This is a genomic window from Anaerobacillus sp. ABA4_114, assembly GCF_056159065.1.
The window spans coordinates 3,439,876-3,459,507 of the sequence record NZ_JBSWUM010000001.1 but is presented as its reverse complement, the minus strand read 5'-3'; the positions used below and the strand labels follow the sequence as shown (position 1 = coordinate 3,459,507).

18 protein-coding genes are annotated in these 19,632 nt (G+C 41.3%); 14 read left to right on the top strand and 4 right to left on the bottom strand.

Annotated elements, in window-relative coordinates:
* Positions 1–27 precede the first annotated feature (27 nt).
* Complete coding sequence (locus ACXAEY_RS17835; RefSeq protein ID WP_474813925.1) at positions 28–1,635, top strand: BCCT family transporter; 1,608 nt, start codon at positions 28–30, stop codon at positions 1,633–1,635.
* A 43-nt stretch (positions 1,636–1,678) separates the two neighbouring features.
* Here the strand turns inward: ACXAEY_RS17835 and ACXAEY_RS17830 are convergent, their stop codons facing one another.
* On the bottom strand, positions 1,679–2,488 hold the full coding sequence (locus ACXAEY_RS17830) for a ZIP family metal transporter (RefSeq protein ID WP_270180717.1): 810 nt from the start codon (positions 2,486–2,488) through the stop codon (positions 1,679–1,681).
* A 239-nt stretch (positions 2,489–2,727) separates the two neighbouring features.
* Here ACXAEY_RS17830 and nei point away from each other — a divergent pair, with 239 nt between their 5' ends.
* From nei to ACXAEY_RS17810, 4 genes are all read left to right on the top strand, one after another.
* A complete protein-coding gene (gene nei / locus ACXAEY_RS17825; RefSeq protein ID WP_474813923.1) occupies positions 2,728–3,564 on the top strand; it encodes an endonuclease VIII in 837 nt (278 codons plus the stop codon).
* Positions 3,565–3,645: 81 nt separating this feature from the next.
* Positions 3,646–4,662, top strand: a complete 1,017-nt coding sequence (locus tag ACXAEY_RS17820) for a phosphotransferase enzyme family protein (RefSeq protein WP_474813921.1) — start codon at positions 3,646–3,648, stop codon at positions 4,660–4,662.
* Positions 4,663–4,826: 164 nt separating this feature from the next.
* Positions 4,827–5,522 carry a Na-translocating system protein MpsC family protein gene (locus tag ACXAEY_RS17815; protein WP_474813919.1) on the top strand — a complete coding sequence of 232 codons (696 nt, stop codon included), beginning with the start codon at positions 4,827–4,829 and terminating at the stop codon, positions 5,520–5,522.
* 165 nt (positions 5,523–5,687) lie between these two features.
* Positions 5,688–5,879, top strand: a complete 192-nt coding sequence (locus tag ACXAEY_RS17810; RefSeq protein ID WP_474813917.1) for a hypothetical protein — start codon at positions 5,688–5,690, stop codon at positions 5,877–5,879.
* 375 nt (positions 5,880–6,254) lie between these two features.
* On the opposite strand, the gene ACXAEY_RS17805 is transcribed toward ACXAEY_RS17810, so the two are convergent.
* Positions 6,255–6,455 carry a cold-shock protein gene (locus ACXAEY_RS17805; RefSeq protein WP_098442444.1) on the bottom strand — a complete coding sequence of 67 codons (201 nt, stop codon included), beginning with the start codon at positions 6,453–6,455 and terminating at the stop codon, positions 6,255–6,257.
* 329 nt (positions 6,456–6,784) lie between these two features.
* Between ACXAEY_RS17805 and ACXAEY_RS17800 the strand changes: the two genes are divergently transcribed.
* The 5 genes from ACXAEY_RS17800 to ACXAEY_RS17780 all read left to right on the top strand — a co-directional run bounded on the left by ACXAEY_RS17800 (position 6,785) and on the right by ACXAEY_RS17780 (position 11,801).
* Positions 6,785–7,597: an STAS domain-containing protein gene (locus ACXAEY_RS17800; RefSeq protein ID WP_474813915.1), complete on the top strand. Its 813-nt coding sequence runs from the start codon at positions 6,785–6,787 to the stop codon at positions 7,595–7,597.
* Between the two features lie 498 nt (positions 7,598–8,095).
* The gene (locus ACXAEY_RS17795) at positions 8,096–8,731 is read left to right on the top strand and encodes a YczE/YyaS/YitT family protein (protein WP_270180724.1); all 636 of its coding nucleotides are present in this window, start codon (positions 8,096–8,098) and stop codon (positions 8,729–8,731) included.
* 80 nt (positions 8,732–8,811) lie between these two features.
* Complete coding sequence (locus ACXAEY_RS17790) at positions 8,812–9,369, top strand: class I SAM-dependent methyltransferase (RefSeq protein WP_474813913.1); 558 nt, start codon at positions 8,812–8,814, stop codon at positions 9,367–9,369.
* Between the two features lie 223 nt (positions 9,370–9,592).
* Positions 9,593–10,924, top strand: a complete 1,332-nt coding sequence (locus ACXAEY_RS17785; protein WP_474813911.1) for a S8 family serine peptidase — start codon at positions 9,593–9,595, stop codon at positions 10,922–10,924.
* A 133-nt stretch (positions 10,925–11,057) separates the two neighbouring features.
* Entirely contained in the window at positions 11,058–11,801 is a 744-nt protein-coding gene (locus ACXAEY_RS17780) for an SDR family NAD(P)-dependent oxidoreductase (RefSeq protein WP_474813909.1), read from the top strand.
* A gap of 39 nt (positions 11,802–11,840) precedes the next feature.
* Here the strand turns inward: ACXAEY_RS17780 and ACXAEY_RS17775 are convergent, their stop codons facing one another.
* Both ACXAEY_RS17775 and ACXAEY_RS17770 read right to left on the bottom strand, forming a co-directional pair.
* Positions 11,841–12,941: a M24 family metallopeptidase gene (locus tag ACXAEY_RS17775; RefSeq protein ID WP_270180727.1), complete on the bottom strand. Its 1,101-nt coding sequence runs from the start codon at positions 12,939–12,941 to the stop codon at positions 11,841–11,843.
* A 24-nt stretch (positions 12,942–12,965) separates the two neighbouring features.
* Positions 12,966–14,354 (bottom strand): sodium:solute symporter family protein, encoded by a 1,389-nt coding sequence (locus ACXAEY_RS17770; RefSeq protein WP_474813907.1) that lies wholly within the window; start codon positions 14,352–14,354, stop codon positions 12,966–12,968.
* A 549-nt stretch (positions 14,355–14,903) separates the two neighbouring features.
* On the opposite strand from ACXAEY_RS17770, the gene ACXAEY_RS17765 reads away from it, so the two are divergent.
* The 4 genes from ACXAEY_RS17765 to ACXAEY_RS17750 all read left to right on the top strand — a co-directional run bounded on the left by ACXAEY_RS17765 (position 14,904) and on the right by ACXAEY_RS17750 (position 19,630).
* Complete coding sequence (locus ACXAEY_RS17765; protein ID WP_474813905.1) at positions 14,904–16,313, top strand: rhodanese-like domain-containing protein; 1,410 nt, start codon at positions 14,904–14,906, stop codon at positions 16,311–16,313.
* Positions 16,314–16,612: 299 nt separating this feature from the next.
* The gene (glaH, locus tag ACXAEY_RS17760) at positions 16,613–17,536 is read left to right on the top strand and encodes a glutarate dioxygenase GlaH (RefSeq protein WP_474813903.1); all 924 of its coding nucleotides are present in this window, start codon (positions 16,613–16,615) and stop codon (positions 17,534–17,536) included.
* Between the two features lie 17 nt (positions 17,537–17,553).
* Positions 17,554–18,762: an L-2-hydroxyglutarate oxidase gene (gene lhgO / locus ACXAEY_RS17755; protein WP_474813900.1), complete on the top strand. Its 1,209-nt coding sequence runs from the start codon at positions 17,554–17,556 to the stop codon at positions 18,760–18,762.
* Between the two features lie 115 nt (positions 18,763–18,877).
* Positions 18,878–19,630 carry an alpha/beta hydrolase gene (locus ACXAEY_RS17750; RefSeq protein WP_474813898.1) on the top strand — a complete coding sequence of 251 codons (753 nt, stop codon included), beginning with the start codon at positions 18,878–18,880 and terminating at the stop codon, positions 19,628–19,630.
* The last annotated feature ends 2 nt before the right edge of the window (positions 19,631–19,632 follow it).

Here is a 19,632-nt window from a genome sequence, read left to right as displayed (position 1 = left end):
GATTACCATTCAGTTGGAAAGGACGGGATGATGAAAAGAGAAAAAGCACAGCAAAAAGGACCAGTCTTCTGGGTTTCAGCAGTTGTCATCTTACTACTCGTAATATGGGGGGCGGTCGTTCCTGAGTCGTTCGCGTCAGTCGCAAACAGCGTCTATTCATTCACGACAGATGCGTTCGGATGGTTTTATTTACTTTCTGTGGTGTTTTTTGTTTTGTTCTGTGTGTATCTAGCAATTAGTAAGTATGGTAAGATCCGTCTGGGAAAAGATGGAGAGCGTCCGGAATATCCATTTTTCACATGGATCGGGATGTTGTTCAGTGCAGGTTTCGGTGTTGGACTCGTATTCTGGGGTGTCGCAGAACCGATGACGCATTTTGCGAATCCTCCTGCAGGCTTTGGCGTTGAAGGAGAGACTGAGCAGGCTGCTAAGCTAGCGATGAGGTACTCCTTTTTTCATTGGGGAGTTCATCAATGGTCTGTCTTTACAGTAGTCGGCCTCGTTATGGCATACTTTCAATATCGTAAAGATCGGAAAAGCTTAATAAGTGAAACGATCTCAACAGGGACACCTGCTAAAAGGAAGAAATCCTGGAGAGGCGTCATCAACATACTAGCTGTTATCGCAACAGTGATGGGTGTTGCAACGTCACTCGGATTCGGAATTCTTCAAATCAATGGCGGATTAAACTATATGTATGATCTACCGCAAAATGCGACGGTTCAGATCATCATCACTGCATTACTGCTCGTTTTGTATATGACTTCGTCTACAACAGGCTTGAACAAAGGAATCAAGTACTTAAGTAATCTGAACTTAGCTCTTGCATTAGGCTTGATGCTATTCGTTTTATTCTTAGGACCAACAGTATTTATTCTTGAAAGCTTTACAGTTGCAGCCGGTGGTTACATTCAGAAGTTTATCGAGATGAGTTTTTATATGACTCCATATGAAGGCGGCACCTGGGTAAAGGATTGGACAGTGTTTTATTGGGCGTGGGTGATCGCTTGGTCTCCATTTATCGGATCGTTCGTAGCAAGAGTGTCGAGGGGGCGATCCATTCGAGAGATGATCTTTGGTGTGTTGATCGTTCCACCATTCATCGCGATGGTGTGGATCGCTGTATTTGGTGGAGCAGCATTTCACCTTGACCTGTTTCAAGGAACAGCAATTGCAGATGCGGTAAATGAGGATGTGACGAGTGCATTGTTCGTTACACTAGAAGAATTCCCATTAACGACGATTCTTTCAGCGCTCTCGATCTTCTTAATCTGTATATTCCTAGTAACATCAGCTGACTCAGCAACCTTCGTTCTCGGTATGATGACGTCGGATGGTAATTTAAATCCTTCTCTTTTCTCAAAACTTGTTTGGGGAACACTCATTGCAGCGATTTCAGCCGTATTGATCATCAGCAGCGGCTTGCAAGGATTACAGACAGCATCACTTGTGTCCGCTCTGCCGTTTACTGTTATTCTTATCATCATGTGTATCAATCTCTTTAAAGCAGTGAGGCGAGATTTGAAGTCTTATGAGGTACAAAAAGAAAGAAACTTACTAAACAAACTCAATTCGACATCGAATAAGCAAAAAACAAAGATAAGCAGGCAGAACGATGATACTCATCATATGTGATGAACCATAACGAACCCCCGCGTGAAATAACGCGGGGGTTTTATTATCCTAGTGCAACGTCAAGGACCATCATGACAGAGAAGCCAACTAACAGTGACATTGCAGCCAGTTGAACATGCCCTCTTTCTTGAGAACCAGGAATCACTTCTTTTGCTACTACAAAGATCATTGCTCCAGCAGCAAAGCTCAGTGCATAAGGAAGGAGCGGGTGAATGATCATGACAGCAAGAGCACCGATCACAGCGGAGATCGGCTCGACCATTCCTGAAAATTGACCGTAAAAAAAGCTTTTCCCCTTCGACATGCCGTCACGTCTTAAAGGTAAGGATACGGCAGTACCTTCAGGAATGTTTTGGATGCCGATACCGATTGCAAGGGCGATTGCACCGGAAAGTGATGCTGTTGAGAAATCTGCAGCAAGAGCACCAAAAGCCACACCGATCGCAAGTCCTTCAGGTATATTGTGTAATGTCAATGAGAAAACGAGCATAGCAGTACGGTGCTTCGCCTTCTTGTCTTTTATATCTTTAAAATATAGATTCTCATCGATCATCGGAAGGACACGGTCCACTAATAGTAGAAACACGCCTCCGAGTAAAAATCCGACTACTGCCGGAATATAACCAGGAACTCCCTGTTCTTCAGCCATTTCAATTCCAGGACTTAGAAGTGACCAGAAACTAGCTGCGATCATGACGCCGCCTGCAAAAGCAAGCATCGAATCGAACAGCTTCTGGTTCACTGATTTTGTAAAAAAGACTACAGCCGCGCCGAGAGCTGTCGATCCCCAAGTAAATAACGTAAACAGTAACGCTTGGAAAACTGGGCTTAAATCCATAAACCAGTTAATCATCGTTAAGCCCTCCTTCAATAGGATTTATTTTCATATCCACATATTTTTTGCATATAGGAAAAATCTATACATCACAGTGTAAAGGGCTCGTTTCGGCGTTGTCAATGTAAAGGCTTCGAACTTCGCATATCATGTGAAAGTGCGTTATTTTCTTTACTATTGTTTAACCGCTGCTGTTTTATAAGCAGTGATTTAGGGAAGATTTTACAACATGATCGTAGAAAGAAGGGAACGACGTTATGCCAGAAGGTCCTGAAATTAGAAGAGCTGCTGATGAGGTTGAAAAAGCGCTTAAGAATAGAACGATAATGGAAGTGAAATTTGCATTTGAGCATCTTAAAGGATACGAATCTTTGCTTGAAGGAGCAGAAGTGCTGAGGGTAGACACGAAAGGGAAGGCGATGCTCATCCGTTTCAGCAATGACTTTACGATTTACTCACACAATCAGCTATATGGAAAATGGTATATACGAAATGTATATAACTATCCAAAAACAAATCGGCAGTTACGGCTTGCAATCCATAATGAAAAAAAGTCTGCGTTGTTATACAGCGCTTCTGACATTGAAGTATTGCGTAATGAAGAAGTGCCTCATCATCCATTCATATCGAAAGTTGGACCAGATCTATTAAGTGAAGAAGTGACGGTAGAAGAACTGAAAGAACGATTTAGCTCAAAGCGGTTTTATCGAAAAAAGTGGTCTTCTTTATTGCTAGATCAATCTTTTGTTGCTGGAATTGGAAATTATTTAAGAAGCGAAATCATGTACGTTGCTGGTATCCACCCGGATTTAAGACCAGTGGATTGCACGGAAGAAATGATTACAAAAGCAGCAGAAGCAACGATAACGTTAGTTGAACGCTCTTATGTGCATAAAGGGATTACAAATGATATTGAGCTTGCTAAAAAGCTTAAGGAAAGTGGTGAGAAGCGTCGGCAGTATAGACACTGGGTTTTTAATCGCGAAGGTGCACCGTGCAGGATCGATGGCACTGAAATTAAGAAAGTGATCGCAGGATCAAGAAGGCTCTACTATTGCCCGACATGTCAGTCAAAGAGTCATGCTCATCTCTAAAACAGAAAACGACTTTGAGGAAGGAATGAAGTTGTTTTTTGGTGAATGTACAAGAGGGAATGAGATAAATGAGGTGAGTAAATGGAAGCACGTGTGGAAAAATGTTTTAATGAAGCGGTTCTAGTGCAAGCTCTAGAAAAATTCGGAGCGGACCGTCATCGTTATAAGAAGTTGGGTGATTTTGAGAACTATGTATTTGAAGTAGATGTTAATGGTCCATCAATCTTAAGGTTAACGCATAGTTCACATCGTTCTATGGAAGATGTTAAAGCTGAATTGCACTGGGTAAACTTTTTGCATGACCATGAAATAAATGTATCGAGAGCACTTCCTTCTAAAAATGATCACTTTGTCGAAGAGATCAAAGTTGAGGATGGTTCCTTCTTTGTATCCTTGTTTGAAATGGCACCAGGTCGACAATTGAAGAAGAACGATGAAGTATATGGACAAGAATTATATGAAGTATGGGGAAGAACGATTGGTAAGATGCATCACGCGACAAAAGATTATCATCCTGCAGGTGCTCATCGAGAGCATTGGGATGAAGAAGACTTGTTGCAGTTCGAGAAATACCTTTCTGAAGAAGATAGGATTATCATCTCTCAAGGGAAAGCTTTAGTAAGGGAGATACAAGCGCTTCCGAAAGAGAGAGATACGTATGGACTCCTCCATTCTGACATACATGCAGGAAACTTCTTTTATTATCAAGGAGATATTCATGTATTTGACTTTGATGATAGCTCATATCATTACTTCGTTAGTGATATTGCTATCCCGCTGTATTATACGGTATGGGGAGGCTTGCAGGGTGAGGATCGAGAAACCAGAGCCCAATTTGCAGAAGCGTTTCTTTACTCTTTCCTAAAAGGCTATTTAAAAGAAAATACGGTGGAAGCTGAATGGATTAAGAAGATCCCTTTATTCTTAAAATTAAGAGACTACATTCTATATTCCGTGCTACATAAGAAATTTGATGTGATGAATATGAGTGAAAGTGAACAACAAATGCTGAAGCAAGTCAAAGATAGGCTAGATGAAGGCGAACCAATCGCTCAGCCATCTTATGAACGACTTCTCGAACGTTTGTCGAAAAAATAAAGATAGGATTAAATTTATCGTTAAAGGGAAATGAGACAGAAGTACTGCTTTTTCAAGCTGAGTCTATAGATTTGAGCATACCCTTTCATTCTTACGGAAAGAATACTATAATGAAAATTGGACTGGGAATATGATGTTCTGGTCTCAAAAAGAGGATGAACGTAATGGAAACCAAATCAAAAGAAGCTGAGATTTCAAGCTATGTAGGTAAACTTTTACGCGATAATTTCGGGAAAGGCCCTTCTTCTGTCTTTGTATCGATTGAAAAACCGTACATCACGATCTATTTTCGAGATTTTTTAGCACCGATGGAGCGGGTTCTCATTGATCAAAAAGAAGAAAAGAGAGTCGAGGAAACGAGAGATCTTTTGATGATCAAATTGTTTCCTGAAATAAAAGCTGCCCTAAGTGTTATGGCTGATTTTACTATTGAATCTTTCTATCATGATTGGTCTCTTCCTAACCGTACCGGTTTGTTCCTTGGAATTATGGATCAAAGCGAATGTGAAGAAAAACATGTACCTGGTGGATTTGAAAAGAAAGAAGAGTTGCATAAAGAAATAGCACGGATCAGTAAGCAAGCTGAGAAGGTTCCAGAACTGATCGATTCTTGCTACTTAAATGATCGAACGATCGTTGTGATTCGAGAAGGAATTTTAGTCCGTATTGAGAAAGAACTTATTCGTGATGGGCATGAAGAAACACTTAAATTAACGAAACGTCGACTTGAAAAGAGTCTGATGCATAATAATAATTTTGAATCAATCTTATCAACAGAGGTGCAGGACATCTTCGTTGACTGGGATTTCAAGCTAGATAAGAGTTACATTGTGTTTATAGTAAAACCATATAAATCGTAGGTGGAAATGAGCTGGGCAAAAGAACCAGACATAAGCCGAAAGGACCCTTGTGGGATCTTTCGGCTTTTTTTTGTTTTATAGTGAGGTTTTTTCTAATCCTTGAGCACAAACAGCCAACAGACGTAGCACTAGACGAAAAACAGTTATCAAAGGAGGAGAAAAAGAATGAAATATTTAATAGACCATTCGAAAAAGGTGATCCATCGAACGACTTTTGCAGGTGATCGTTGCGAATTTCATACGACTCCAATCGATAGACGTGAAGGAACGATGGATGCTCCTTATCTCGATAAACTTGTAAGAGAAAGGTCCTATATTATTTGCGAGATGTGTAGCGGTAGTATGAAAGAAGAGTAAATAAACGCCTTGTTACGAGGCGTTACACTCCCATCAACCCACTGATTACAAAACCTCCGGCTACTTCAATAAGTATAAGGAGTCAGCTTATTAAGATCAAGCTGCTAGGTTGGAACTCTTTGATACAGGATCATAAAATGTAGAAAGTAAAATACCAATGGCACTAGCTTTAAATCCGGAATCTCTTGAGAAATGATAATAAAGATGGATGATTGTCTGTTAAACGGATAGAAGTAAGAGGAAAAAAGAGGGAAAGGGATATCGTTCATTAACTATTCTTATGGAAGGGTATTTCGGCATTATAAAGAGCATTTTTAAAATGTTAAAAATAAAAAAAGCTTTCCCAAATTGGGAAAGCTTTCTTATAACTACTAGTTACGCTTTAACAACGTTAGTAGCTTGAGGTCCGCGGTTACCTTGCTCTGTGTCGAAAGTAACTGTTTGACCTTCTTCTAGAGTTTTGAAACCTTCACCTTGAATTGCAGAGAAGTGTACGAATACGTCGTCTCCACCTTCAACTTCGATGAAACCGAAGCCTTTTTCTGCGTTAAACCATTTAACTGTACCTTTGTTCATGTGTAATTCCTCCAGTGCAATTCGCACAAATATTACTATTACTGCTCTACATAATGATTCAAGATGTAAGGTCGCTTAAGGAGCTTATTCTAAAATAATCATACGTTCCGAACAACAATAATTAATCCTAGTATAACATGTGAAAATAATAATGCAAGTCACAAAGAGATGATAACGTGAATGAAAAACCTCATAGGGTACATACGCCCCTATTCGATGTTCGCCCTCGAATAGATTTATAGTGCTATCTTTTCATAAACCTGGTAATGTAAACTTATGTCATCTATTCGTTTATTTATTTATTAATTAATATCCGGAGGTATCATCACATGCCTATAAACGAAACGATTTTAAAAGAAGAAATAGTGTTGTTAGGGAAAAAGATAGAAGCTTCAAAACAAGAGTTGGCGAAGAAACTTGCTTTAAACGAAGGTGAAGCAGAAGAGGCCTTACAGGTTCGGATGGAGTTATTTCAATTAATTGCAGACGCTTTTTCAAATGGTTATGATGAAACAATTACTCGTATTGAGGAGTGGGGCAAGGAAATTGGAGAACTAGCAGTTCATATGGAAGTGGAGCTAGATGAATCTTTAAAAAGCACTTCTGATTTTCGAAATACGATCTGGAATAAGATCGAAGAAATCAGTACGGATGAAGGGATTTCGTTGAAAACGATTTTTGAAGTAGCTCGTATTATCGATCCCTTGTTAGACCGAGTGGTGTATGCATATAGTACAGCGTACGTCGAGGCTTATAAAAGTAACATCGATAAGGCTCGAGAATCGTTTCTTGAGTTATCAACTCCAATCGTACCTATATTAGAGGGCGTTGCGATTCTGCCGATCATCGGAGATATCTATACGTATCGTGCGAGTCTACTGTTAGAGAAGTCTCTTGAGGGAGCAACATCCATGAACTTGACCCACCTGTTTATCGACTTATCGGGAGTAAACATCGTCGATACGATGGTTGCAAATAACATTTTTAAGATCATCGATTCGCTAAAAATGATCGGAGTAAAAGGCATATTAGCAGGTATAAGACCTGAAGTTGCGATGACGATGGTATCACTGGGAATCGAATTTAAAGGTGTTCAGACTCATAGCACGCTTAAACAGGCTTTAGCAAAACATATTTTATAAGTTAGTCTAGAGAAGCTACCTCAACTGGTAGCTTTTTAGATTGTAGAGAAAGTCTAGGTGTTACGATGAGAGTAGTTGATGAATTCCACTTTCAATTAATTGACGGATAAATGGAAGGTCAGAGTTCCCATATTTGTCTGTTAAACCATTGAGATGGAATGTTTGTTTTGGATTTATTCTCTTCAAGTAGGAGAGACGATCGTGGACTCCTGCGGTAGAACGGGCGGCCGAGACCGGGGTGTGGGTTTCACCTCGGGCTTGGCCGTTCGTCCGCGGAAAGCATTCGATCGTCATCGACTACGGCATTGGGAGAACCGAATATGTGCATAGGTTTCTCGACAAGCTACCTCGACTGGTAGCTTCTTTTTATTACCATATTTTATTTTGGTTAAATTGATTGACGTGTAACTCAATCGCTAATAAAATGGGTTTCGAAAAAATTTGAAGGACAGCCTCTGTTATCAAGTTTTTAAACTTAGAGGAAGGGAGGGGATCGTAATGGCTTATCGTATTACGGTTTACCTTCTAGGTATGTTCATAAACTTCTTTGGTGTAGCGTTAATCATTCACGCCTCCATCGGAGCTGGGTTCTGGACATCCTTTTTTATTGGAGTCTCAGACCTTTTTGGTTTAACAGTCGGTTTTTGGTATGGTGTTTTCCAATTTCTAATCATCTTTTTAAACGGATGGTTAATGAAGCAAAATCCTGAGTTCAAAGCACTATTGCCAGTGTTTATGGAAAGCTTTATTCTTGATTTTTGGTTAGAAATCGTATTTGCATCTGTTGATTTGTCAGCAGCACCAGTAGTAGTAAAAGCTTTAACACTTGGAGTTGGAATGTTCACGATTGGTCTTGGTGTAGCGATTTACATCCTGCCGCAGTTTCCAAGAGCACCTGTCGATCAATTATTCTTAGCAGTCAGTGCACGTTTTAATGTGAGTCTGCGCATGGGACAAACATTAGTTGCTATCGCTGTCGCATCTCTAGCTGTATTGATCGGCGGACCAGTAGGAATTGGTACAGCCGTACTCGTTTTATTCCTTGGACCAGTGATTCAACTATGGTATACGAGGGCTTATCCAATGTATTACATGCTTAAACCAGAAAATGCTCCCCAAGAAGAGTATTTATAAATTGAAATCCAACAAGCGTTCCTGCCTTATAGCAGTGAGCGCTTTTATTAATGTATACTAATTCTGAGGAGGTTGATGTTATGACTGGAAAACGATTTAAACCTGGTAAGGCAGATAAGCTTCTTGACCCAAAACGACATGAAATCTTATCTCCAGAGCAAGTCATCTCGCTTCTGAAAGTGAAGGAAACAGACCATGTAGCCGATTTAGGCGCGGGTAATGGTTACTTTACGTTGCCGCTAGCTCAAGTAGCAGAAACGGTATATGCTGTGGATATCGAAAAGCAGATGCTAGAGCTTCTAAAAGAGCGTGGCTCACATATGAGCAACATTCAATACATTGTAAGTGATCTAGAGGAAATTAAGTTGCGGGATCGAGTAGCGGATCATGCCCTAGTAGCTTTTGTTCTTCACGAAGTCCCTAATCTTACGAAAGCATTTACGGAATTAAAGCGCATCCTAAAGCCTGGTCAAAGGCTGCTCGTTCTTGAGTGGGAAAAAATCGAGATGGATATGGGTCCTCCTATTCACGAACGAATGTCTTCTGAGCAAATGAAAGAAGTTTTTATTGATAACGGTTTAGAACCTGAAGTTCATTACTTCCATGAAGCGGTATATGGAATATCAGCAGTAGTCTAGATTTATAGTGCGCCACCCATGAACGAATACCCCTAATGCATAAGGGGTATTTTTTATGATTGAAAGGAAAAGTTTAGGTTGTTGGGAAATAAAAGCTTTATACACCCAATAATTAGAGGGTAAGAGTCTGAACTTTCCCAATACAAAGAATGGTTGAACTCCTTTATCATGTTAGGTAGGCACTCAAGGGGAGTGCAAAAAAACTTTATGATGGAGGTATTCAATGAGATTCTTGAACAAGATAGCACTTATTGTGTTATTGGTTGCAGCAACATTAATACCGGGGCAGATGAAGCAAGCGGAAGCTAGCTCATTGAAAGTGGATCAGGCGTTAACAAATTTATTAGCTAATATTACAAACTTTAGTGAAGTAGAGGCAATCATTACATATGACAGTATGCCGACTATTGAGCAGTTGGATAAATTGAAGTCATTTGGACTATCGGTTAAAACGTTTAGTGAAATACCTGTTGTAGGTGTTTCTGGCACGGCTCTAGAAATTAATTCACTGTTAGACAGCGGATTGAATGCGCTTGGAATCTATAAAAACAAAGAACTAGATTATCTCATGAAAGATAGCCGCAAACTTATCGGTGCTGAAAAGGTTTGGAATGACCTTGGATATACAGGGAAAGGTACGACCGTTGCAGTCATCGATAGCGGAATCGATGCAACGCACCCTGATCTTCCGATGGGAGATAAAGTGGTCCAAAACGTGAAGATGTTAGTTGGAGGAAGCATTTTCGGTGGGGAATCTCTCTATCTTGAAAATGTACCGAACACAGATACGACCTCTGGTCACGGTACTCACGTAGCTGGAACGATTGCTGGTAATGGCACAGCGAGTGACGGTCTGTACAGTGGCGTTGCTCCTGATGCGAAACTAGTGGGGATTGGTGCTGGTGAAGCAATCAGCATTCTATGGGCTCTTGAAAGCTTTAACTATGTAATCGAGCATCAAGAAGAGTATGGCATCGATGTTGTAAGTAATAGCTGGGGTACGACAGGTGAGTATGACCCGAATTCTCCGATCAACGTAGCAAGTAAAACGGCTCATGATAATGGGATCACAGTTACTTTTGCAGCAGGAAATGAAGGGCCAGAAAATGATACGCTAAATCCTTACTCAGCTGCACCTTGGGTTATTTCAGTAGCCGCTGGTACGAAAGACAAGCAGCTTGCTGATTTCTCTTCAAGAGGGGTACCTGGTGACAATCTTCTACATCCTGATATTACTGCGCCAGGCGTTGATATCGTTGCAACGAAATCTTCTACAGGTGTTGTGATCAACGCACTTGGTACTACAAAAGACGTTAATTATATCGACCCTGAATACATTCCGTTCTACACGACGTCTAGTGGTACGAGCATGGCAACACCACACATTTCTGGAATCATTGCGCTTATGGAAGAAGCTGCATCAGATCTTTCACCAGATGAAGCACTTAGTCTTCTCGAACAAACAGCTGAGCCAATGTCTGGTTATGAGTATCATGAGGTTGGTGCCGGTTATGTGGATGCATACAAAGCAGTACAGCAGGCTGCAACAAAATAATTTATTTATGATGAAGGCACGACTCGATGATGAGTCGTGCCCTTTCTAGTTTTTAGCACATCGAAAAACGCTTTAAACTAGTAACCCTTCACTTCACTCTCTATGATTGATGTAAAGCGGAAGGGATGATCATATGAATAAAGTCGTTATCGTAACTGGAGCTACATCTGGCATAGGGAGAGCAACCGCACTCCACTTTGCAGAAAAAGGAGCTAGAGTAGTAGGGATAGGGCAATCAGATGAACGTGGAAATTCGTTAGAACAAGAAGCAGAATCACTTTCAGGCTCGATCGATTACTATCAAGTTGATGTTGGTGCCGAGTCGGAAGTTAAAGCGTTTTTTGATGACTTTAAATCGACGTATGAGAAGGTAGATGTGTTAGTGAACAATGCTGGTGTAGCAGACGTTGCTATCGGTCCACTCAGTCGTGTGTCAGATGAAGACTGGGATCGTCTTTTTCACATTAATTTAAAATCGATTTACTATATGGTGAACAATGCTGAACGGTTGTTTGAAAAAGAATCGAGCATAATCAACAACGCTGCAATCGTAGGAAGTGTGAAATACCCTTCAGCTCTACCAGCTTATAGTGCAGCTAAAGCAGGGGTTGTCGCGTTAACAAAATCAATGGCTAGCAGGTATGCGAGACGGAAAATAAGAGTAAATGCGATCTCACCAGGTCCAATCGATACACCACTTGCGAGAAAGCTTTATGGATCAGAAGAGGCGTTTCAAAAGGCTTATAAGAAGCACCCAAGAGGAGCTTTCGGAACTCCGGAAGAGATTGCAGAAGCAATCTACTTTCTTTCAAGTGATGCGTCAAGCTATATTAACGGTCACAACTTAGTGATCGATGGTGGATATACACTTTCATAAGAAAATCCCGTGCTACTTTTAGCACGGGATTTAGTGTAATTAACCTACGATCTGAAGTTCTTTCGGGAATTTCGTTAATGTTTCATAACCATTCGGTGTAACAAGAACATCATCCTCGATGCGTACTCCGCCGATTTCTGGTACATAGATACCAGGTTCAATCGTGTACGTCATGCCTTCTTGAAGAACATTATCGTTGTTTTCACTCATTGAAGGATACTCGTGTACTTCAATTCCGATTCCATGTCCGATTCGGTGAGGGAAGTGATCGCCATATCCACCGTTCGTGATAATTTCGCGAGCCTTTTTATCAAGGTCACCTAGGCGAGTGCCTGGTTTTGAGATGTTTAGCGTTTCAAGCTGAGCATTAAGCACGATATCATAGATTTCTTTTTGCTTTTCATTCACTTCTTGGAAAGCGACTGTTCGAGTGATGTCAGAGCAATAGCCGTTATGAACAACACCAAGATCAAATAAAACGAGGTCGCCTTTTTTAAGCTTCCGATCTCCAGGGTTACCATGTGGTTGTCCAGCTTTTTCACCGAATAGAACCATTGTGGAGAATGACATTTCGCGAATGCCTTTCTTCTTTAATTCATATTCGATCGTTGCGAGGACTTCCATCTCAGTCACGCCTTCACGAAGTGCTTTAATCCCAGTTTCAACACCGAAGTCAGCAAGCTCTGCAGCTTCACGAAGGACTTTTAATTCTTGATCGTCTTTAATTAAACGAAGCTCATTTAGCTTCTCTTCAGCACTTGTGAACGTTACTCCAGAATAGCGCTGCATGATTTGCTCAGCACGCTCATATGCAAGCGTCACTTTTTCAATCGCTACGTGATCAGCTTCTTCTATTCCGCGTTCTTTAAGTGCAGTATGGATGAGCTCCCAAGGGTTGTCAGCATCTCCATGTCCAATGATGTCATGCTTCCAACCTGCATCTCTTGCTTGGGAAACTTCCATGCCTGGTGTCACGAGGAATGGATCCTGATCAGGGAACACAAACAGACCTAATAAACGTTCATGTGGGTCTGTATGGAAACCAGATAAATAAAAGACGTTTGATGGCGTATGAACAAATGCGAATGTTTGTCCTGTTTCCTTCAGCCAGTTCGAGAAATTTTCTAGACGTTGATTCATTCGGACCACAACCTTTTCTGTTTCTTACTTATTCTTTTTCGTAGTCGCAAGTGTAACGACGATGAGTACGATTACTGCGACCGGTACGGCGAAAAGAACGCTGTTCAGATCAAATGGTTTTGCTAGTGGGATTTCCCATACAAGCGTTGTCGCAACACCAGCAATCATGGAAGAAATACCACCGTAGTAATTCACTCGTTTCCAGAAGAACACTGCTAGTACAGCAGGAGTTATTCCGGCTCCGTATACTGTGTAAGCATACATTTGAACAGAAAGCACTGTTGGGAAAAAGCTGATGATAACATAAGCTAGAGCACCGAGAATAACGATGAACCATTTAGTCATGTTTAACAGCTGACGATCTGTTGCGTCCTTTTTCACGTACTTCCCAACAATATCATACGTTACGTTTGTTGCAGCTGACAATAGATACGAGTTCCCAGTTGTAATGATAAAGGCTGTAGCTGCTGTGAGAAGAATTCCTCCTACTACAGTCGGCATGGCAACCGTTGTGGCCATAAGTGCCATTCCCGGATCGATATCAGGGAAGATCGATCGAGAAGCGAATGCAATTAATGCAATTGTAGGTGAAATGAGTAACATCGCAACAAGCCATCCGATTTGCGCTCGTTTAGACGATTTATCTCCACTTGAAGAGGCCAGACGCTGATACATGTTCTGGTCTGCAAGTAATAAGAATAGGGACGGAAGCAAATATCCAAGCAGTTGAATATTCGATAGTTGTCCACTAAACGTTAGGTGGTCACTCGGTACATTTGCAATAATTTCATCCCAACCACCAGCAATAACAAAGATGGTCGGTAACGTAACACCAAGACCGACTACCATTAAGATTGCGCTGATCGCATCTGTTGGAGCGACGGAACGAAGTCCACCGATCGTAGCAAGAAATATGATAAGTGCAGCTCCGATGATCGTTCCAAGTTCAACTGAAATACCAGTCGTTAAATTAAGGATAAATCCAAAGCCTTTCATTTGATAAGAAACGATACCTACATAGGCAAGAATAATAATGATACCTGCAAGCATACGAGCGAATTGGCCATACTTTTCTTCAAGGATAGAAGAAACAGTATATTTACCGAATGCTCGAATTCGTGGAGCGATGAGGTATAGCGTTCCGATCCCGATAAGTGTTGGGACCGCCATTAAGAAGGCTGGGATGATTCCATAGCTATACGCCATAGACGTTTCTCCACCTGAAATACTTCCACTACCTGTCCATGTTGCTAAAAGCGTACCTGTTAGTACGAGAGCACCGAGTCCTTTTCCTGCAAGAATAAAGTCCTCACTACTCGAAACTTTCTTAGAGAAATAAATTCCTAAACCGACCATCAAGATGCCATACGCGATGACAAACCAGAGGAGGTTTGGATTGTGTGTAATTTCCATTACGTAAACGTCACTTCCTTGTTGTGTAATTTTCTAGGGTGCGCACCGATTCGTATCCTATCATAAGAAGAGTGGATTATAAAAAAAGCCTCTCATCTTGGTTGGAAACGATTTCTAACTTTCATTAGAATGCGCCAAGAAAGTAATACTTATATCACCTTTTTATGGAAAAATAACCTTTATTGTTCTTTTATATGGTATTTAAGTAAGACTAAAGTACTAATTTGATATTTGTTTCCACGGTGAAAAAAGAGCTATTATTGCGAATTTTATCTTTGTTTTGACGATGGTGAGAAGAGAAGTTGTAAAATTGCATTAAAATCAAGATGCTTTTACTTTGTTTTCGCGATTATTTAGTAGGGTTTCGTGAACCAATTAAGTTATGAGCGGATAGATAGAGAATGAGTAATCCTAGAAGGATATAGACACGTTATAGAGAATGGTGTAGGGGGTATAAAACAATATACTTGATAAAAAGATAAAGAGTAGATATGATGGTTTTACATACCCATAGGGGTAATTTATTCATTGTATTTGGAGGGTTACGAAATGTATCTACGCACATTCTTTGATGAAAAGCTAGCACAATATTCTTATTTGATCGGTTGTCAACGAACAGGCGAAGCACTTGTGATCGACCCGGCTCGAGATGTGACCTCTTATATAGAAGTAGCAAAAAAAGAAGGCTTCCATTTAGCCGCTGCAGCCGAAACACACATTCATGCTGATTTCGTATCTGGTGCACGTCAGCTTGCAGAGAAACATGATGTGAAATTGTATTTATCTGATGAAGGTGATCAAAACGCAAAGTATGAGTATCTTCAAGGATTAAATGTGGATTTAGTGAAAGATGGATCCATCATTAATGTAGGAAATATCGAACTTAAGGTAATGCATACTCCAGGCCATACTCCTGAAAGTATTTCGTTCATGCTGACAGATCGTGGCGGAGGCTCAGACGTACCGATGGGTGTATTCACAGGAGACTTTGTCTTTGTTGGTGATATTGGACGTCCTGACTTGCTTGAAAAATCAGCTGGACAAGAAGGAACAGCTGAAAACGGTGCAAAGGAGATGTTCAAATCACTTCAAACGTTTAAAGAGCTACCTGAGTTTCTTATGGTATGGCCAGGACACGGTGCTGGAAGTGCATGCGGTAAATCACTCGGTGCGGTGCCACAATCAACAGTCGGCTATGAGCTTCGAAATAACTGGGCATTGAAGGAAGAGAATGAGGAAACATTCCGAAAAGAACTCTTGAATGAACAGCCAGAACCACCGACGTATTTTTCTGTCATGAAGAAAGTAAATAAGGAAGGTCCTGCAGTGTTATCTGGTGAGGAGCTTCAGAAGGTCAACAATGCCGAGGAGTTTAAAGCATTTGCTGAGCAAGAAAACACAACGATCGTTGATACTCGTCCAGCAAAAGACTTTGCAGAAGGTCATATTGAAGGTGCAGTCAATTTACCATACAATAAAGCATTTACGAACTGGTCCGGCTGGGTGCTCGACTACGATAAAGACCTCGTATTGATCGCTAACGATGATATGAAAGAAGACGTTGTAACATCGCTTCATTCGATCGGAATCGATAAGATCAAAGCGTACGCAAGTCCGGACATTCTATCTCAATGGAATGATCTTGAAGGATACACGTTCATCTCAACTGAAGAGTTGAAGGATGTATATGAAAAAGAAGATGTCTATGTGGTCGATATCCGAAAAGAAAACGAGTATAACCAAGGCCATATTCCTGGAGCAGGCCATCATATGCTTGGTTATATCGAAGATCAAGTTGAAGACATTCCTGAAGATAAAACGCTCGTTGTACATTGTCAATCAGGTACACGTTCTGCGATTGGAACGAGCTTGTTACAATCACTTGGGTTTAAGGATATCTTGAACTATAGCGGTGGTTTTGCTGCATGGGAGAAAGAAGGAGACAGAGTAGAGAAATAATCATGTTGAGAACGCAAAGCGAGAAGCTTTGCGTTTTTAGCTTGTTGTAAAACCAACCTTAATACTTTTTCATTGACGGAAAATTCTAACTGTTGTAATCTGAAAGAGAAGCCTCCATTTAGAAAGGTATCCCCCTTTCAAAATCCGGAGGAAAGCGAATGTGAAAAAAGAACAATACTGCTTAAATTACTAAAGCTCCTACATGAGCTATCTCGTGATTACAAGCCAGTGTATCGATCTCGAATTATCGGGAGACGTATGCTGGCTTTTTTTAATTTCTAAAAAGGGAGAGGTTCGAAATGATTGAGACGAAATTGAAACGAAAGACGATCAAAGGGAATGGGTATGAAATTAAGCCCTCTTTAGATCATGGGCGAATGTACGAGATCGAACTCGATCGAGAGGTGCTGGCGCGGTTCTTTGAAGAAGTGAAAACGATCAGTAGTCAACAGCTCGATTATATTCCTTATATGCGGTTTATTATGACTGATAAGCTCGTTAAGCTGCTTGATGAAAACTTCCAGAAAACAGTGAGGGGCATCCTTCACGATCGATCCACCGGTGGCTTTACGGTTGGCGTCGGTGGGTATACGGAAGACACGGAAGAGTATGTGAAGTTCTCTACTGCTTTTTCCCACCTTGTCGGAATTCCGAACTTCGACGCGATGTCTGGAAATTACTATGCTCGATTTTCAGTGAAGCATACGGATGATAGCGATTCTTACCTGCGTCAGGCGTACCGTCTGTTCACGCTTCATACGGATGGCACGTATGTTGATGAAGCGACAGACTGGCTTCTGATGATGAAGTTTGGAGAAGAACATGCAGTCGGAGGAAGATCCCGTTTGCTCCACCTTGATGACTGGGAAGATCTTGACCATTTCTACAATCATCCACTTGCGACTCAGAAGCTCGTCTACAAGGCACCGCCTAGTAAAAACGTTATTAAAGAGGTATTTCGAACAACGTTTTATGAAAGGAACAATGAGCCTTGCATGTGTTTCATCGATCAATTTGTTCATCCTTCAAGCATTGAAGAAGCGACTTATTTGAAGGATCTTTCTTCCTCGATGGAGAAGTCTTCAGAAACAAAAGGTGTCGATCTGCCTGAAGGAAAGCTCGTGATGTTGAACAACCATTTCTGGCTTCACGGAAGAGAAGCGTTCGAAGAGAATCCTGCGCTTCATCGTGAACTTCTTCGCCAGCGAGGTCGATTTGCATAAAAGAAGGGGACATGAGGATGTATGATTATCTCGTTATAGGAGGGGGCATCGTCGGATTATCGACAGCTCTTTCTCTTCATCAAAAGTATCCACAAGCCAGGATGGCAGTTGTAGAGAAGGAAAAACAGTGGGCAAGCCATCAGACGGGCAGGAACAGTGGTGTGATTCATTCTGGAATCTATTATAAGCCAGGTAGTTTGAAAGCAGAGCTTGCGAGAAAAGGCAGCCAGTCGATGGTTCATTTTTGCCAGGAGTATGGGATTCCGCATGAGGTTTGCGGTAAAGTAATCGTCGCAGTAGATGATACGGAGAGAAAAAACTTAACCAACCTTTACAAGCGCGGCCTTGAGAATGATTTAGCTGTTAGGAAACTATCGAAAAGTGAATTACTAGAAATAGAACCTCACGTTAACGGTGTAGAAGGAATCCGGGTTCCTTCTACAGGGATCGTTGATTATCAGAAGGTGACTGAAAAGCTAGCCAACCTATTAGGAGATCGAGGTGTCGACCTCCTTTCAAGTACGAAGGTGACAAGCATCGAGGAAGATGAGAACGAAGCAGTGGTAGATACTACTCGAGGTACCTTAAAAACTCGTTATCTTGTGAACTGCGCGGGACTTCATAGTGACCGAATGGCGAAACTCGCAGGCATGTATACGGATGTTAAGATTGTGCCGTTCAGAGGAGAATACTACGAAGTGAAAAAAGAGAAAAGCTATCTCGTGAAAAATTTGATCTACCCTGTGCCAAATCCAGAGTTTCCGTTTCTCGGCGTACATCTGACAAGAATGATGGGCGGTGGCATTCACGCAGGCCCGAACGCAGTTCTTAGTTTAAAGAGAGAAGGCTATCACAAATTGGCTTTCGATATGAAAGATACGGTTGACGTCCTGTCGTTCGAAGGGTTTTGGAGAATGGCAGCTAGTAATCTTAAAGAAGGAATGAAAGAGATGAAGCGCTCCTTTCACAAGAAATCATTTGTGAAGAGCCTACAGCGACTCGTTCCAGAAATCGGGGAAGATGATGTGGTTCCGACCCATTCTGGTGTTCGAGCTCAAGCCCTCTTAAAAGATGGAAAACTCGTCGATGATTTTTTCGTCTTTCCAGGCAAGCGCTCGATTCATGTGTGCAATGCCCCATCACCGGCTGCGACCGCTTCACTCGAAATTGGTAAGGTTATTGCGAACAAAATTCCGAGTGTCGTAAATACAACAGTATATACGTAAGTGTGAAACTGCTGAGTGAGGCTCAGCAGTTTTTCTTTACGAAAAAAGGAAATATGGACGACTTACCGAAAAGCTATAAAGTGTAAAACTTGTTGGAAGCGAGTGGTAAAGCATGATGAGGGAATTCAGTCTATTCATCCCCGTGTTTAATGAAAAAAGAAGGGTAAGACTCTATATACCAAACGACTACGATGAGACAGATATTCGTTACCCTGTCATCTATATGCATGATGGTCAGAACGTTTTTCATGATCGTGACGCAGTAGGAGGGAGGTCGCTCCGATTAAGAGAATATCTCGATAAGGAAAAGCTACCTATTATCGTTGTTGCGATCGATTCTGGTGAAGAGCGTATGAGAGAATATTGTCCGTTTCCTACTGGAGAGTTGAGTAGGCAGGTGACTGCTAGAGAGCCTATCTCGGATGTTAAAGGCATTGAGTATATTGATTTTATCGTAAACGAGTTGAAGCCATATATCGATCGAACGTATCGAACGCTCGACCGTTCCGCCATGGCAGGTATATCTCTTGGAGGGTTGTTGACAGTGTATGCCGTTTGTCGATATCCACATGTTTTCTCTAGAGGTGCAGCGATCTCTTCTGCTTTCTTTCGGAATCAGGAGGAGATCGAACGATTCATCGAAACGACAGACTTATCGAAGGTAGAGAAACTATACCTCGATTGTGGGACGGATGAATCGAGTGATGAGCAGCTCAATTCCGTATTTTTTGAGACTAATCAAAAGGTGAGTACGCTGCTAAAGGAGAAGGGAATACAAGTTGAATTCCATCCAGTCGAGGGTGGGGCACATACATATGAAGCTTTTAGTAAAAGGGTCGGTCGTGTCATTTCATTTTTAGTAAATTAGGG